This window comes from Streptomyces sp. NPDC002870, assembly GCF_042888505.1.
In the GTDB taxonomy this organism is placed as follows: domain Bacteria; phylum Actinomycetota; class Actinomycetes; order Streptomycetales; family Streptomycetaceae; genus Streptomyces.
In genome coordinates this window covers 244,071-258,734 of record NZ_JBIAPW010000005.1, presented here as the reverse complement: position 1 = coordinate 258,734, position 14,664 = coordinate 244,071, and the positions used below count along the sequence as shown (strand labels likewise).

At 71.9% G+C, this 14,664-nt stretch carries 15 protein-coding genes; 9 read left to right on the top strand and 6 right to left on the bottom strand.

The features are described 5' to 3' along the window. Window position 1: 1 nt before the first annotated feature. From ACFYWY_RS09270 to egtD, 5 genes are all read left to right on the top strand, one after another. Window positions 2–475, top strand: coding sequence for a type II toxin-antitoxin system PemK/MazF family toxin (locus ACFYWY_RS09270; protein ID WP_389182288.1), 474 nt, complete (start codon window positions 2–4; stop codon window positions 473–475). Between the two features lie 387 nt (window positions 476–862). Beyond that, the gene (egtA, locus tag ACFYWY_RS09265; protein WP_389182109.1) at window positions 863–2,137 is read left to right on the top strand and encodes an ergothioneine biosynthesis glutamate--cysteine ligase EgtA; all 1,275 of its coding nucleotides are present in this window, start codon (window positions 863–865) and stop codon (window positions 2,135–2,137) included. Continuing rightward, window positions 2,134–3,444 carry an ergothioneine biosynthesis protein EgtB gene (gene egtB / locus ACFYWY_RS09260; RefSeq protein WP_389182106.1) on the top strand — a complete coding sequence of 437 codons (1,311 nt, stop codon included), beginning with the start codon at window positions 2,134–2,136 and terminating at the stop codon, window positions 3,442–3,444. Before egtA ends, egtB begins: the two co-directional genes overlap by 4 nt. A gap of 67 nt (window positions 3,445–3,511) precedes the next feature. Then, window positions 3,512–4,267 (top strand): ergothioneine biosynthesis protein EgtC, encoded by a 756-nt coding sequence (gene egtC / locus ACFYWY_RS09255; RefSeq protein WP_389182103.1) that lies wholly within the window; start codon window positions 3,512–3,514, stop codon window positions 4,265–4,267. Continuing rightward, window positions 4,264–5,226, top strand: coding sequence for an L-histidine N(alpha)-methyltransferase (gene egtD / locus ACFYWY_RS09250; RefSeq protein ID WP_389182100.1), 963 nt, complete (start codon window positions 4,264–4,266; stop codon window positions 5,224–5,226). Before egtC ends, egtD begins: the two co-directional genes overlap by 4 nt. Here egtD and ACFYWY_RS09245 read toward each other — a convergent pair. From ACFYWY_RS09245 to ACFYWY_RS09235, 3 genes are all read right to left on the bottom strand, one after another. Continuing rightward, window positions 5,121–5,990, bottom strand: a complete 870-nt coding sequence (locus tag ACFYWY_RS09245; protein ID WP_389182097.1) for a lysophospholipid acyltransferase family protein — start codon at window positions 5,988–5,990, stop codon at window positions 5,121–5,123. The two genes, egtD and ACFYWY_RS09245, sit on opposite strands and share 106 nt — an antisense overlap. After that, complete coding sequence (locus ACFYWY_RS09240; protein WP_389182094.1) at window positions 5,987–6,820, bottom strand: GNAT family N-acyltransferase; 834 nt, start codon at window positions 6,818–6,820, stop codon at window positions 5,987–5,989. The genes ACFYWY_RS09245 and ACFYWY_RS09240 overlap by 4 nt, the downstream gene beginning before the upstream one ends. Before the next feature lie 278 nt (window positions 6,821–7,098). After that, complete coding sequence (locus tag ACFYWY_RS09235) at window positions 7,099–7,908, bottom strand: LysR substrate-binding domain-containing protein (RefSeq protein WP_389182091.1); 810 nt, start codon at window positions 7,906–7,908, stop codon at window positions 7,099–7,101. 260 nt (window positions 7,909–8,168) lie between these two features. On the opposite strand from ACFYWY_RS09235, the gene hemC reads away from it, so the two are divergent. Continuing rightward, a complete protein-coding gene (gene hemC, locus ACFYWY_RS09230; RefSeq protein ID WP_389182088.1) occupies window positions 8,169–9,104 on the top strand; it encodes a hydroxymethylbilane synthase in 936 nt (311 codons plus the stop codon). A gap of 26 nt (window positions 9,105–9,130) precedes the next feature. Here the strand turns inward: hemC and clpX are convergent, their stop codons facing one another. Beyond that, complete coding sequence (gene clpX, locus ACFYWY_RS09225; protein ID WP_389182085.1) at window positions 9,131–10,426, bottom strand: ATP-dependent Clp protease ATP-binding subunit ClpX; 1,296 nt, start codon at window positions 10,424–10,426, stop codon at window positions 9,131–9,133. A gap of 118 nt (window positions 10,427–10,544) precedes the next feature. Here clpX and ACFYWY_RS09220 point away from each other — a divergent pair, with 118 nt between their 5' ends. Together ACFYWY_RS09220 and ACFYWY_RS09215 are read left to right on the top strand one after the other, a co-directional pair. Continuing rightward, window positions 10,545–11,762 (top strand): helix-turn-helix domain-containing protein, encoded by a 1,218-nt coding sequence (locus ACFYWY_RS09220; protein ID WP_389182082.1) that lies wholly within the window; start codon window positions 10,545–10,547, stop codon window positions 11,760–11,762. Between the two features lie 25 nt (window positions 11,763–11,787). Beyond that, on the top strand, window positions 11,788–12,003 hold the full coding sequence (locus ACFYWY_RS09215; RefSeq protein ID WP_389182079.1) for a dodecin: 216 nt from the start codon (window positions 11,788–11,790) through the stop codon (window positions 12,001–12,003). Window positions 12,004–12,134: 131 nt separating this feature from the next. On the opposite strand, the gene ACFYWY_RS09210 is transcribed toward ACFYWY_RS09215, so the two are convergent. Continuing rightward, window positions 12,135–12,626 (bottom strand): hypothetical protein, encoded by a 492-nt coding sequence (locus ACFYWY_RS09210; RefSeq protein WP_389182076.1) that lies wholly within the window; start codon window positions 12,624–12,626, stop codon window positions 12,135–12,137. A gap of 58 nt (window positions 12,627–12,684) precedes the next feature. On the opposite strand from ACFYWY_RS09210, the gene ACFYWY_RS09205 reads away from it, so the two are divergent. Beyond that, window positions 12,685–13,722, top strand: coding sequence for an LLM class flavin-dependent oxidoreductase (locus ACFYWY_RS09205; RefSeq protein ID WP_389182073.1), 1,038 nt, complete (start codon window positions 12,685–12,687; stop codon window positions 13,720–13,722). Window positions 13,723–13,821: 99 nt separating this feature from the next. On the opposite strand, the gene ACFYWY_RS09200 is transcribed toward ACFYWY_RS09205, so the two are convergent. Continuing rightward, window positions 13,822–14,649: a tyrosinase family protein gene (locus ACFYWY_RS09200; protein WP_389182070.1), complete on the bottom strand. Its 828-nt coding sequence runs from the start codon at window positions 14,647–14,649 to the stop codon at window positions 13,822–13,824. Window positions 14,650–14,664 lie beyond the last annotated feature (15 nt).

Sequence of the window (14,664 nt, the reverse complement as noted above, 5' to 3'; positions counted from 1 at the left end):
GATCTCCCCCCGTGCATCCGGTGTGCCGAGCGCCTTCGACGGCCCCTCCTACCTGCCCGGCAGCAGCGGTCCTGCCGCCACCACCGAGGCCGACCCTGTCGAGGTGGGCCCGGTCCGCACCTCGTACGCCCCGGACCGCGACGGCGATCCCGACCCCGGCGAAATCGTCTGGACGTGGGTGCCGTTCGAGGAGAACGACGGGCGGGGCAAGGACCGTCCGGTCCTGGTGGTGGCCCGCGAGGAGATAGGCACGCTGCTCGCCGTGCAGCTCTCCAGCAAGCGTCACGACCACGACCGCGAGTGGGTGCCGATCGGAGTCGGGCCGTGGGACCGGGCCGGACGCGAATCATGGGTCGACCTCGACCGGGTGCTGCGGGTGCACGAGGACGGCATGCGCCGCGAGGCCTGCGCGCTCGACCGGCCCCGCTTCGACGTGGTCGTGCAGCGGCTGCGGGAACGCTACGGGTGGAGCTGACCGCACCACCGGAGCTGCCGCTGCGCCCCCTGACTGCGGGTGACGACGGCAGGCCGGGACGCGGTGCGTGACGACCCGATCGGTGTAGCAGCGCCGCGGTCGGCGCGGTGGTGGTCATAGAACGTTGAAACGGGCCACTACCTGGCCTTCGACGGCCGGATGGCGGAGATCGGGCGGGAGCCGACCGCCGCGCCGGCGAGCGCGAGGAGGTACGGCCCCCGAGGGCCGTGGAGATCCTGCTCCCGCCCGTGACCTCGAAGGACGCCTACCGGTCGCGCCCACGTCAAGCGAATTTCTTACATCCCGCTGACATCACGAGCACTCTTGTGCGAACCGGCGGGCGTGGCTTTAGGTTGGCAGAGTGCTTCGCGACTGGAGGAGCAGATCATGCACCCACCCGATGCCGGCGACTTCGGCCGGCCGATCGACCTGGATGAAGCGGAGGACCTGCTTCGATGTATTTGCTTCAAGAACGGCCCGCCCCGCACCGTCGGCGTGGAGGTCGAATGGCTCATTCATGAGCTGGAGCGGCCCGAGCGCCCCGTCCCCACCGACCGCCTCATCGCGGCCCACGACCAGGTTCGTTCACTACAACTGAAATCGGCCCTCACTTTCGAGCCGGGCGGCCAGCTGGAGCTCAGCTCTCCTCCCGCCGCCTCCCTGATGGAGTGCATCGACTCCACCGCCGCCGATCTGGACGCCGTACGCACCGCGCTCCGCCCGGCAGGCCTCACTCTCACCGGACTCGGCCTCGACCCCTGGCATCCCCCGCGCCGACTGCTCCACGAACCCCGCTACGACGCCATGGAGGCGTATCTGGACCGGACAGGTCCGGCCGGCCGCGCCATGATGTGCAGCTCCGCCTCCATCCAGGTGTGCCTGGACGCGGGCGCCGAGGAGCCGGGACCCCTCGGGTACGGCAGACGCTGGCAGCTCGCGCATCTGCTGGGCGCGGTGCTGATGGCGGCGTTCGCCAACTCGCCTGCCCAGGAGGGGCGTTACACCGGCTGGCGGTCGACCCGGCAGGGCGTGTGGGCCGCGCTCGACGACATACGGCCCGTGTCGCCGCCGCTGGACCAGGAGCCGCGCTCCGCCTGGACCGCCCATGCGCTGGACGCCCCGGTGATGTGCGTCCGGACCGCCGAGGGGCCGTGGGACCTGCCCGACGGCCTCACCTTCCGCCAGTGGCTGTGCTCGGGGAATTCGCGCCGGCCGACCCGGGAGGACCTCGACTACCACCTGACCACCCTGTTTCCGCCCGTAAGGCCGCGTGGCCATCTCGAACTGCGCATGATCGATGCCCAGTCCGGCGAGGACGGCTGGCTGGTGCCGCTCGCCGTCGCCACCGCCTTGTTCGACGACTCCGAGGCGGCGGAGACCGTCTATCGCGCCGTCAAACCACTGGCGGAGTACGCCGGTTCGCTGCCCGCGCCGCGCAATCCGCTCTGGGTCAACGCCGCCCGGCACGGGCTGGCCGATCCCGAGCTGCACGCGTCGGCCGTGACCTGTTTCGCCGTCGCCCTGGAAGCACTCCCCCGCATCGGCGCGTCCGACGCCGTGCTGGAAGCCGTCGCCGCATTCAATGAGCGCCATGTCCTGCGGGGCCGATGTCCCGCCGACGATCTGCGCCTCCCCTCCCTCGGGAAGGAACTGAGCACATGACCGAAGACCTCCGGCGCCGCGCCCTCGATGCGCTGACCGCCGCCCGAGAGCGTACCGCCACGCTCACCTCGTGCGTCGACGACCATGAGCTGACCGCCCAGCACTCTCCGCTGATGTCCCCGCTGGTCTGGGACCTGGCCCACATCGGCAACCAGGAGGAGCAGTGGCTGTGGCGCACCGTCGCCGGGCGTGAGGCGCTGCGGCCCGAGATCGACTCCGTCTACGACGCCTTCGAGCATCCGCGTGCCCTGCGGCCCACGCTGCCGCTGCTCGACCCTGCCGAAGCACGCGTGTACGCATCCGACGTACGGGGACGGGTACTCGACATCCTCGACCGCACCCCGCTGGAGGGCGGCCCGCTGGTCGACGCCGCCTTCGCCTTCGGGATGATCGCCCAGCACGAGCAGCAGCACGACGAGACGATGCTCATCACCCACCAGCTGCGCAAGGGCCCGGCCGCGCTCACCGCCCCCGAGCCGCCGGCCGGCAGCGCACGGGGCCTGCCTGCCGAGGTACTGGTCCCGGGTGGCCCGTTCACCATGGGCACGTCGACCGAACCGTGGGCGCTGGACAACGAACGGCCCGCGCACCAGCGCGTCGTGCCGCCGTTCCTCATCGACACGGTGCCGGTGACCTGCGGCGCGTACCAGACCTTCATCGAGGACGGCGGCTATGCGGACCGCCGCTGGTGGGCGGCCGAGGGCTGGGAACAGATCCACCAACACGACATCGGCGCACCGCTGTTCTGGCGGCGCGAGGGCGGGCAGTGGCTGCGCCGCCGCTTCGGGGTGACGGAGCCGGTGCCCGCCGACGAGCCGGTGCTGCATGTGAGCTGGTACGAAGCCGATGCATACGCCCGCTGGGCGGGGCGGCGGCTGCCCACCGAGGCCGAGTGGGAGAAGGCAGCCCGCCACGATCCCGGCTCGGGCCGCTCCCGCCGCTTCCCGTGGGGCGACGAGGATCCGGCACAGGCGCACGCCAACCTCGGGCAGCGCCATCTGCGGCCCGCCCCGGTGGGCAGCTATCCGGAGGGTGAATCGCCGCTCGGCGTACGGCAGTTGATCGGCGATGTGTGGGAGTGGACGTCGAGTGACTTCCTGCCCTACCCGGGCTTCGCGGCCTTCCCCTACCGGGAGTACTCCGAGGTGTTCTTCGGCAGCGAGCACAAGGTGCTGCGCGGCGGTTCGTTCGCCGTCGACGCGGTGGCCTGCCGCGGCACGTTCCGCAACTGGGACCTGCCGGTGCGCCGGCAGATCTTCGCCGGGTTCCGCACGGCTCGGGACGCGGCGCCCGGGGAGGCGTCGTGAGCGCGTCGGCGGCGCGCCCCACGCCGCTGCCGGGGCGCCGCCGGCTCCGCCGAGGAGGCGAGCGCTGATGTGCCGCCACATCGCCTTCCTCGGACCCGAACTGCCGCTCGGGCAGCTGCTGGTCGAGCCCGCCCACGGCCTGTTCCGGCAGTCCTGGGCGCCGCGTCACCAGCGGTTCGGAACCGTCAACGCCGACGGATTCGGCGTCGGCTGGTACGCCGAGGGCGATCCGGTGCCCGCCAGGTACCGGCGGCCGGGCCCCATCTGGGCGGATCTCTCCTTCGCCGATCTGGCCCGGGTGGTCCGCAGCGGGGCCGTGCTCGCGGCCGTCCGCGACGCCACCGTGGCCGGCGCGGACGGTGAGGCGGCGGCCGCGCCGTACACCGCCGGGCCCTGGCTGTTCAGCCACAACGGCGCGGTCAGGGGCTGGCCGGGCACGCTTGCTCCGCTCGCGCTGTCGCTGCCCGCCGCCGAGCTGCTGTCGCTGGAGGCGCGCTGCGACTCCGCGCTGCTGTGGGCGCTGGTGCTGCACCGGCTGCGCGACGGCGACGAGCTGGGCCAGGCGCTGGCCGAGACGGTCCGCGAGGCCGCCGAGGCTGCGCCGGGATCCCGGCTCAATCTGCTCCTCACCGACGGCGAGACGATCGCGGCGACGGCGTGGGGCGACACCCTCTGGCATCTCGCCGAGCCCGGCCGCCGAACGGTCGTGGCCTCCGAGCCGTACGACGACGATCCCCACTGGCGCGAGGTTCCCGACCACACCCTGCTGGCCGCGACCCGCACCGATGTCCTGCTGACCCCGCTCAAGGAGCCCACTGCGTGAGCCCGTTCCTGCTGACCCGCACCCTGCCCGAGGACGCCACGGACGCCGCTCTGCGCGCCGATGTGCTGCACGGGCTGACCCGTACGCCCAAGGAACTGCCGCCCAAGTGGTTCTACGACGCCCGAGGCAGCGAGCTCTTCGAGGAGATCACCCGGCTGCCGGAGTACTACCCGACCCGTGCCGAGCGGGAGATCCTCGCCGCCCGCGCTCCCGAGATCGCCGCCGCGACCGGTGCGCGCACCCTGGTGGAGCTGGGCTCTGGATCCTCCGAGAAGACCCGGCATCTGCTGGACGACCTGCCCGCGCTGGTCAGCTATGTGCCGGTCGATGTGAGCGAGAGCGCGCTGACCGGTGCGGCCGAGGGGCTGCTCGCCGAGCGTCCCGGGCTGAATGTCCACGCTCTGATCGCCGACTTCACCCGCGGTCTCGCGCTCCCCGGCACGCCGGGACCGCGGCTGGTCGCGTTCCTCGGCGGCACCATCGGCAATCTGCTGCCCGAGGAGCGCGCGGTGTTCCTGCGTTCCGTGCGGTCGCTGCTGGACCCCGGCGACGCGCTGCTGCTGGGGACGGATCTGGTGAAGGACGAGGCCGTCCTGGTCAGGGCGTACGACGACGCGTCGGGGGTGACGGCCGCGTTCAACAAGAACGTGCTGTCCGTCATCGCCCGGGAGCTGGGCGCGGACGTCGACCCGGACGACTTCGATCATGTGGCTGTGTGGAACCGGGAGCAGGAGTGGATCGAGATGCGGCTGCGGGCGCGCTCCACGCTGACCGTGAAGATCCCCGAGCTGGATCTGGTGGTGTCCTTCGAAGCGGGCGAGGAGATGCGTACGGAGGTGTCGGCGAAGTTCCGTCAGGAGGGCGTGCGAAGGGAACTGGCGGCTGCTGAGCTTGAGTTGACGAGGTGGTGGACGGACACGGAGGGCAGGTTCGCGCTGTCCCTCTCGACGGCCAGCTGAGCGGCGCGGGCCAGTGAGCGGCGGTCGGGGTGGCTCCCCGCGGGGATGGGCGGCAGCAGCCGGATCTCCGCGGTGAGCCCGCCGGCCGCCACGACCCGCCACAGGGACGCGGTCAGCGAGTCCTCCCCGACGAACGCGGCCGCTCCGGTGGGCAGATAGTTGATGCGTACGGGCTGGACGACGGCGTCGGCATCCAGCGCGGCCTGGAAGACGGCGTGCCGGAAGCGGCCCTGGGCGCGGCCGCACCAGGTGGAGCCCTCGGGGAAAGCGATGATGCGAGCGCCGCTGCCCAGCGCGGACGCCATCTCGCGGACGGTGGCGGGCAGCGTACGGATCCGGTCGCGCTCCAGGAAGAGGGTGCCACCCCGGGCGGCGAGCGGCCCGAGCACCGGCCAGCGCCGGACCTCACTCTTGGCCAGCATCCGCCCGGGCAGGGCCGCCGCGATCATCGGTATGTCCAGCCAGGAGATGTGGTTGGCGACGACGAGGGACCCACGGGGGCCGTGCGGCCGGCCCACGACCCGTATCCGTACGCCGAAGGCGCGTACCACCGCACGCGCCCAGCAGCGGGTCATGGCGTCCCGCACCCGGGTGCCGAGGAAGGCACCGAGCAGTGCGGCCGCGGGTGCGAGGAGCAGACCGGCGAGCACGGTGAGCGCCCCGGCCAGCAGCCGGGCGGCGGCCATGAACGCGCCGGCCGCCGGCCCGTGGTGTGTCGCGCAGCCCCCCGGGGTGCAGGGGGCGCTGGGCAGCCAGACGCTCATCGCACGGGGGCGAGGGAGAGGAAGTGCCGCAGGTAGCGGGGGTTGGTGCGGCGCAGCGAGAGCAGCACGTACAGGTCCGCGACGCCGAAGTCGGGGTCGTGGGCGGGCGCGCCGCACACCCAGGCGCCGAGCCGCAGATAGCCGCGGAGCAGGGCGGGCAGCTCGGTGCGGCCTTCGGGGCGGGTGACGGAGTCGGGGTTCCAGAGCTTGTGCGGGGTGACCCAGTACTCCTCGGGGGCGAGGTTCTTCGCCTTCACGGTGTCCCACGTGGCGGCCGCGAGGGTGCCGCCGTCCGCGAGCGGGATGGAGCAGCAGCCGGCCAGCCAGGTGTGGCCGGTGCGGGTCATGTAGCGGGCGAGCCCGGCCCAGATGAGGGCGATGACAGCGCCGTTGCGGTGCAGCGGGTGAACGCAGGAGCGGCCGACCTCGACGAGGTCGTCGCGGATGGGGGCCAGGCGGGTGAGGTCGAACTCGGTCTCGGAGTAGAGCCGGCCCGCCACCTTGGCGCGCTCGGGCGGCAGCACCCGGTAGGTGCCGACGACGTCGCCGGACTCCGCCTCGCGCACAAGGATGTGGTCGCAGTACGCGTCGAAGGCGTCGATGTCCAGACCCGGCTCCGGGCTCTCGAGCCTGGCGCCCATCTCACCGGCGAACACCAGGTGGCGCAGGCGCTGTGCGGCCCGCACGTCGTCCTGGTCCCGGGCGAGGGAGACGACGTAGCGCGGCTGGTCGCCCTCGGCGAACGGCGTGGGGGAGGGCGCCGGTGCCGAGAACTGCGCGGGGAGGGAAGCGGTGGCTGGGGCGGGGACGACTGTTGGCGATGCGGGCATGACGCTCTCCTGTGCCGGACGGAAGGGGACGGACCGCGGGTGCGGCGGCCCGGCTCCTTACTTCTTCCGTGGTCGGCTGGATTCGACATGACCGCACGGCGGAGAGTGGATGTGCGACGGCTGAATGCCGGGGAATGCGTGCCGTGACAGAGCACAGAGGGTAGCGGGAGCGGACGGCACAGTGAGGTGCGAGGGCCTCGGTGATCCGCGCGGACGCGATCCGCGCCGCGCGCCCGGGCTCCTTGCCCTGCAGAACGGCCGTCATATAGGGGGACGGGTCAGGTCCCCGAGGGCGTACGCCTGGCATGTTCGGGCACCACGCGGGCGTCGCGGGCAAGGGTGTCGAGGAAGGCGGTGGTGAGCGGGTCGGGGTGGGGGCGGGTGTAGGCGGTGGGCAGGCGGCGCACCGGGGGGTCAGGGTGCAGCAGGCGCCCACCGAAGCCCGGCGGGACGATGTTCGCCGGGACCAGGGCGCGGCCGAGCCCGGCGGCGGCGAGCAGGGGGGCGGCCGCGGTCTGCTCGGTGCGTACGGCCGTACGAGGCTGGAATCCGGCCGCGGCGCAGGCCTGGTCGAGGACTTCGGCGAGGCCGTTGCCCGGGGCGTAGTGCACCCAGTCGCGGTCCGCGAGCGCCGCGAGCGCCACCCGGCCGGGCTCGCCGGTGGCGGCCGGGTCGTCGTCGGCGACGACCACCACGAACTCCTCCGTTCCCAGCTCCCGTACGGGACCGTCCCACGAGCGCGGCGCGGGCCCGACAGCGAGGTCGGCCCGGCCCGCGGTCATCGCGTCGACGAGGGCCTCGGTGTGGGCGCCACCGCCGTCGAGTCCGACGGCACGGCGGGCGGCGGTGCGGGCCCGCTCGGCGTCGGCGAGGGCGGCGCGGGCGTGCGGCAGCATGGCACGGCCCATCGGCGTGAGCCGGACAGCGCGCGGCAGGCGTTCGAGCAAGGGGCCGCCGGTATCCCGTTCCAGCGCGCGGACCTGGTGGGACAGGGCGGGCTGGGAGACGTGCAGCAGCTCGGCCGCGCGGGTGAAGGATCCGGTGTCGACGACGGTGACCAGGTATTCGAGCTGCCGGAGGGTTGCCATGACCAAAGGCTATGGCAGCGGTAGAAGGCAAGCCCTGGGCATATGACTGGAGGCCACGGAGCACCTGGCCGACCGGGACGCGAATGGGCTCGCCCTCCCTGCGCAGCCGTCCGTCTTCGACCAGTTGGCCCCACGGCTGCGGCCGGCCCGCCGGAGATCCCGCACGCCTGCCCGAATGGACCAACCGCCTTGCCTCACCGTTGAGATGGGCGTCGGGTCCGGTGGAGAGAGTGGCGAGTCAGAGCCTCTATTGTGGTGCCATGTCCACCCCTGAGCTGATCCGCATCGTCTCCCGCGACTCGCCCATGGCGCTCGCCCAGGTGGAGCGGGTGCGCACCGAACTGGCCGCGCTCCACCCCGGCATCCGCACCGAGGTCGTACCGGTCAAGACGACCGGGGACAAGTGGATGGGCGATCTCTCCCTGGTCGAGGGGAAGGGCGCGTTCACCAAGGAGGTGGACGCCGCCCTGCTCGCCGGCGAGGCGGACCTCGCCGTGCACTGCGTCAAGGACGTGCCCGCCGACCGGCCGCTGCCCGCCGGCACGGTCTTCGCCGCCTTCCTCAAGCGCGACGACATCCGCGACGCCCTCATCCATCCCGCGGGACTCACTCTCGACGAGCTCCCGGCCGGGACGCGGATCGGCACCTCCTCCGTACGCCGCAGGGCCCAGCTCGCCGCCTCCCACCCGCAACTCGAGTGCGTACCGATGCGCGGCAACGCCAACCGCCGTCTGGACAAGCTCGCCCGCGGCGAGGCCGACGCGCTGCTGCTGGCCGTCTCCGGCCTGGAGCGCATCGGCCGCACGGACGTGGTCGCCGAGGTCCTCGCGCCCGAGGTGATGTGCCCGCCGATCGGCGCGGGCATCCTGGCCCTGCAGTGCCGCGAGGACGACACCGACGTGATCGACATCGTCAGCGGCCTCGGTGACCCGGACACCCACCGCGAGGCCACGGCGGAACGTATGTTCCTGCACGTTCTGCAGGGTCACTGCAACAGCCCGATCGCCGGTTACGCCAAGGCCGAACGCAGCGGCGATCTCTCCCTGCGCGCCTGCGTGTTCACGCCCGACGGCAAGACGGTCCTCAACGCGCACGAGTGGGCCGGCCCCCTCGACCCGGCCACGCTCGGCACCTCCGTGGCCGTCACCCTCCTGCGCCAGGGCGCACGAGACTTGATCGACTCCATCGCACACTGAACGCCGAGGCCGCGCAGAGCCCGGCCTCAGGCGGATCTCTCCCGGTGCTCCCCTGCCTCGCCCGGCCGCTCGCGCGGCACCAGGGTCGGGTTGACGTTGTCGAGCACGGTGTCGCGGTCGATCACGACGCGGGCCACGTCGTCCCGGCTCGGCACCTCGTACATCACATTGAGCAGGACCTCTTCGAGGATCGCCCGGGCCGCCCGGGCTCCGGTACGGCGGAGCAGGGCCTGTTCGGCGATCGCGCCGACGGCCTCATCGGTGAACTCCAGCTCGACGCCGTCGAGTTCGAGGAGCCTCTGGTACTGCTTGATCAGCGCGTTGCGCGGCTCGGTGAGGATCCGCGTCAGAGCCGTACGGTCGAGCGGCCGGACACTGGACACCATCGGAAGCCGGCCGACGAACTCCGGGATCAGCCCGAACTTCAGCAGGTCCTCGGGCATCACCTCGGCGAAGGCGTCCCGGTCCGTCCGCTCCTGTGCGGTGGGGATCGTTGCGGTGAACCCGATGCCCTTGCGCGCGGACCGCTGCTCGACGATCCGCTCAAGACCGGCGAACGCCCCGCCGACGATGAACAGCACATTGCCCGTGTCGATCTGGATGAACTCCTGGTGCGGGTGCTTGCGTCCGCCCTGCGGCGGGACCGAGGCCGTCGTGCCCTCCAGCATCTTCAGCAGCGCCTGCTGGACGCCCTCGCCGGAGACGTCCCGGCTGATCGAGGGGTTCTCGCTCTTACGGGCGACCTTGTCGATCTCGTCGATGTAGATGATCCCGGTCTCGGCCTTCGCGACGTCGTAGTCGGCCGCCTGGATCAGCTTCAGCAGGATGTTCTCGACGTCCTCCCCGACGTACCCCGCCTCCGTCAGCGCCGTCGCGTCGGCGATCGCGAACGGTACGTCGAGCATCCGGGCGAGCGTCTGGACGAGGTAGGTCTTGCCGCAGCCGGTCGGGCCGATCAGCAGGATGTTGGACTTGCCGAGTTCGACCGGCTCGTCCTGCGCGCGCCGCGACGTGCCGCCGCCCTGGGACCGGATGCGTTTGTAGTGGTTGTAGACCGCGACCGAGAGAGTCCTCTTGGCGCTCTCCTGCCCGATGACGTACTGCTCGAGGAACGCGAAGATCTCACGCGGCTTCGGCAGTTCCTCCCACGGCACCTGAGAGGGCTCGCTCCGCTCCTCGTCGATGAGCTCGTTGCAGAGCCCGACGCACTCGTCGCAGATGCACAGCCGGCCGGGGCCCGCGATGAGTCTGCTGACCTGCTTCTGGTTCTTCCCGCAGAACGTGCATGCCGGCACGGAGCCGCCGTCACCGATGCTTGTCACTCGGAAGCGTCCCCTCACCGGTACGAGTTGCAATGTCCGGACCATATGACGTCACCATCTGAATGGCGACGGTATCTTGACCCGCGACGGACGGCAACACGGCGATGAGTGAGGGGTAATGGGCCGGCTCAGCAGAGCGGAGTTGCAGCAGCTCAACCGCGCCAAGGTGCTCGCCGCCGCCAGGGACGAGTTCGCCGGGCGCGGCTTCCGGGACGCCAAGGTGGACGGCATCGCCGAGCGCGCCGGGCTGACTCGCGGCGCGGTGTACTCCAACTTCCCCGGCAAGCGAGCCCTTTACTTCGCGGTTCTGGCCGACCTCGCCGAGCGCGCGCCCAAGCCGCAGGCTCCGGAGGCTGTGGTTCGGGACAGCGTGCCCGTCAGCGTGCCCGTACCGTCGCGTCCGGAGCCGGACAGCACGGTCTTTGAGGCGCTCGGCGCGTTCGCCCGCGCCTGGGTCGCCCGGCTGCCGCTCGCCGGGACCGGCACCGACGCTGACGCTGACGACGGCGAGAATCGCGGCTCGGCCCGGCTCGGCATGCACCTGATGCCCGAGATCATCGCCGACGAATCGATGCGCCGCCCGTTCGGGCAGCTGCTGAAACTGGACGCGATCCTCCTCGGGCTGGCCCTGGAGCGGCTGCGACCGCACGACGCGCCGCAAGGCCGTCTGGTGCGCGTTGCGGAGGCCGCCCTCACGACCCTGTACGGCGCGACCCAACTGGCCGACGCCGCGCCCGGGTTCATCGATCCCTTCAACGTCGTCAGGGCCTGCGAGCAGCTGGCGGGCCTCGATCTCGACGACGCATGGCCGCTGCCGTACCTCCCCTACATCGCGCACGCGCGCACGGCCGATGAGCCGTGGGGCCCGCCGCGGGCGGTGGACGCGCTGCGCGGCGAGGCCGCGCGGCTCACTGACGACGGCGTGGTGGGCATCCTCGGGCTGCACCGCCTCGAAGCCGCCGAGGAGTTGGTGCGGGCCGCACCGCCCGGCGCGACGGTCACCGCCGTTCTGGTCACTGCCAACCCCGGCGAGCTGGCACCCCTGGCACGGCTGAGCGTCGCCGGTCTCCGCGCGTGCCTGCGCCAGGCCTTCCCGGCGTCGGCATGGCCGCGCCTTCAGGTGGTGTGCGACGAGTCGGGCGCCCTCGCCGCAGCGGCCGGCGTGCCCGCCGTGAGCGACGCGACCGAGGCCGCCGTCCGTGTCGAAGCCGGCCGGATCGTCGCCCGCGCGGACGGCCGCGGCGCGTGCCACGCGGCGGCGTCGGCCGGTGCCGCTGACGACCGTCCGGCTCCCGACGTCTCGCGGACTGCCCCTTGGTGGGGCACGGTGGAGTGAACGCATCGAGAGGAGTGCGACACATATGTCACATCACACCTACCGGGTCACCGAGATCGTCGGCACCTCCCACGAGGGCGTCGACGACGCCATCCGCAACGGCATCAGCCGTGCGTCCCAGACCCTGCGGGGACTCGACTGGTTCGAGGTGACGCAGGTCCGCGGGAATATCCTCGAGGGGCAGATCGAGCACTACCAGGTCGGCCTCAAGGTCGGTTTCCGGCTCGACGACGGCGAGTGACCGCCGGACCCATACGACCCCACCAGGCCCGTACGACCACCGGCCCGTACGACCACCGGCCCGTACGACCCCGGGACGTACGACCACCGGGACGGTACGGCCACCAGGCCCGGCCCGGCGCGTACGACGGATCAGGTGCGGCCCTCCCGTCCCTGCGCGTCCTTCATCGCCTCGGACCTGTCGGCCGCCCATCCGGCCCGTACGACCCGGAAGCCGGCCCGCTCGGCGTCGTCGCACACCAACTGGTCGTCGTCCACCAGCATCCGGATCTCCCGGTCGCGGCCCAGCCGCCACAGGATCTCCAGCTTCGTCGTGCGGGCGGGCCGGCGGTCGTCGTTACGCCGCATGAACACCCTGCCCTCGGGCAGTCCCTGCTCGGCCAGCCAGGTCAGAGTGTCCCTGCGGCACCGCTCCGGCCTGCCCGTGAGGTACATGACGTGGCACTCCTCGGCCGCCTGCAGGCACATCTCGATGCCCTTCGCCAGCGGCGGGTCGTCGGGGGCAGCCGCGAAGAAGGCGTCCCAGTCACGCGGTTTGCGCTCCAGGAAGCGCTGCCGGTGCCCGGAGTCGGCGAGCGTACCGTCCAGGTCGAATATGGCCAGTGGCCTGCTGTTTCGCGTCACAGCGCCACCCTAGGCAAGGCCGGGGGAATCCTGCTGCGGTGAGCGTGTTGAACTGGGTGTGAGCTCAGTGATCGCGTCCACCCGGCTGTCCGTACTCGACCGTTCCCGCACCCGCGAGGGGCACGACGGGCCCGCCGCCCTGCGCGACACGGTTCGTCTCGCGCAGGAGCTGGAGGCGCTCGGCTATCACCGCTTCTGGGTGTCCGAGCACCACAGCGTGCCCGGAGTGGCCGGTTCGGCGCCGACCGTGCTCGCGGCGGCCGTCGCGGCCGCGACCTCGGCCATCCGCGTCGGCACCGGCGGCGTGATGCTGCCGAACCATCAACCGCTGGTCGTCGCCGAGCAGTTCGGGGTGCTCGAATCGCTCTTCCCCGGCCGGATCGACATGGGGCTCGGCCGTTCGGTGGGGTTCACGGACGGGATTCGCAGGGCGCTTGGCCGGGACAAGAAGGACGCCGAGGACTTCGCCGGGCAGCTGGAGGAGCTGCTGGGCTGGTTCACGGGTGAGCAGAGGGCGCATCCGCAGGTGCACGCCCGCCCTGCGGAGGGCCTGCGCGTACCGCCGTATCTCCTGGCGACCGGTGAGGGCGCGCAGATCGCGGGCGCGGCCGGAGTGCCGCTGGTCATCGGCGACATACGGGGTCGCGAGCGGATGCTGGCGTCCGTCGACCGCTACCGGCGGGACTTCCGGCCGTCATCCTGGTCAGAGCAGCCGTATGTGGTCGTCTCGGGCACGGTCATGGTCGCCGCCACAGAGGCGGAGGCCCGCCGGCTGCTGATGCCGGAGGCGTGGGCGCAGGCGTACTCCCGGACGCACGGTGTGTTCCCACCGCTCGCGCCGCCGGAGCGGATCGAGGAGCTGACGATGACCGAGAAGGAGCGCGGGTTCTACGAGTCCGGGCTGCGCGGGCATATCGCCGGAACGGAGGAGCAGGTCGCGGATGCGCTGGAGGCCGTGGTGAAGGACAGCGGCGCGGACGAGGTGCTGGTCACGAGCAGTACGTATGACCGTGCGGCGCTGCTGGACTCCTTCCGCCGGCTCGCCGGGATCGCGGGGCTGACCAGCGACGCCGACCCGACGGCAATGCGGGGCTGACCAGCTATGCGGACCCGACGGGACTGCGAGGCCGACCAGCGCCCCGGCGCCCGCCCGGGTTGCCCTGCGCCGGCAAGGTGTGGCGCAGGGCAGAACGCGTCAGGCCACCGTGTCGTAGGTGTAGTGGCGTGTGTGGTCCAGCATGTCGGCCGGCGTCACGTCGTTCCACGGACGCATGGTGTCGCGCAGATCCACGACGTTCGGTGTGCCGGCGGCCGGGAGGTACGTCGAGCCGGGGTGGCGTGCCTGCCAATCGGCCCAGAGCTTGTCTATGAAGGCGTGGTGCAGCCAGAACACCGGGTCGTTCGGGGAGGCTCCGGTGGTCATCTGGCCGCCGACCCAGACATGTACCCGGTTGTGCAGGTTGACGCCGCGCCAGCCTTCGAGGTGGTTGCGGAAGCCGTCCGACGCGCTGTTCCACGGCGGAGCGTCATAGGTGGACATGGCGAGTACGGAGTCGACCTCGGCACGGGTCGGCAGCTGCCGCCCGCCGGCGCCGAGAGCCCGGCGCAGATAGCCGCGCCCGTCCACGCCCGCGGTCACCCTCCATGTGCCGGAGGCGAGGGCGAACGGGCCGTCCATCACCTGCCCGTCCCTCGCGCGGCCGGTTCCGCCGAGGAAGTCCGCCGCCCAGAGTGAGGAACCGGCCGTGCGGTCAGCCGTCCAGTCCCAGTAGGGCAGTGCCACGGTCGGGTCGACGGCCTGGAGTTGCTGTTCGAACTGTATGAGGAACCTGCGGTGCCAGGGCAGGAAGGAGGGCGAACGGTGGCCGACCCGGTCGCCGTTGTCCGTGTCGCTCATGATGAAGGAGTTGTGGGTGGTGACGAAGGTGTCGTACTGCCCGGTGCGCTTGAGTTCGAGCAGCGCGTCGACGAAGCGCCGCTTCTCGGTGGCGGTGAGCTGGGCCTGGTTCTTGCGTACGGTCATGGCGGTGCTCCCGGA

What these genes read in the sequence shown, in the direction of transcription:
- egtA (WP_389182109.1), top strand. Translation starts at nt 863, where the DNA reads ATGCACCCACCCGATGCCGGCGACTTCGGCCGGCCGATCGACCTGGAT.
- egtB (WP_389182106.1), top strand. Translation starts at nt 2,134, where the DNA reads ATGACCGAAGACCTCCGGCGCCGCGCCCTCGATGCGCTGACCGCCGCC.
- egtC (WP_389182103.1), top strand. Translation starts at nt 3,512, where the DNA reads ATGTGCCGCCACATCGCCTTCCTCGGACCCGAACTGCCGCTCGGGCAG.
- ACFYWY_RS09245 (WP_389182097.1), bottom strand. Translation starts at nt 5,990, where the DNA reads ATGAGCGTCTGGCTGCCCAGCGCCCCCTGCACCCCGGGGGGCTGCGCG.
- ACFYWY_RS09240 (WP_389182094.1), bottom strand. Translation starts at nt 6,820, where the DNA reads ATGCCCGCATCGCCAACAGTCGTCCCCGCCCCAGCCACCGCTTCCCTC.
- ACFYWY_RS09235 (WP_389182091.1), bottom strand. Translation starts at nt 7,908, where the DNA reads ATGGCAACCCTCCGGCAGCTCGAATACCTGGTCACCGTCGTCGACACC.
- hemC (WP_389182088.1), top strand. Translation starts at nt 8,169, where the DNA reads ATGTCCACCCCTGAGCTGATCCGCATCGTCTCCCGCGACTCGCCCATG.
- ACFYWY_RS09220 (WP_389182082.1), top strand. Translation starts at nt 10,545, where the DNA reads ATGGGCCGGCTCAGCAGAGCGGAGTTGCAGCAGCTCAACCGCGCCAAG.
- ACFYWY_RS09215 (WP_389182079.1), top strand. Translation starts at nt 11,788, where the DNA reads ATGTCACATCACACCTACCGGGTCACCGAGATCGTCGGCACCTCCCAC.
- ACFYWY_RS09200 (WP_389182070.1), bottom strand. Translation starts at nt 14,649, where the DNA reads ATGACCGTACGCAAGAACCAGGCCCAGCTCACCGCCACCGAGAAGCGG.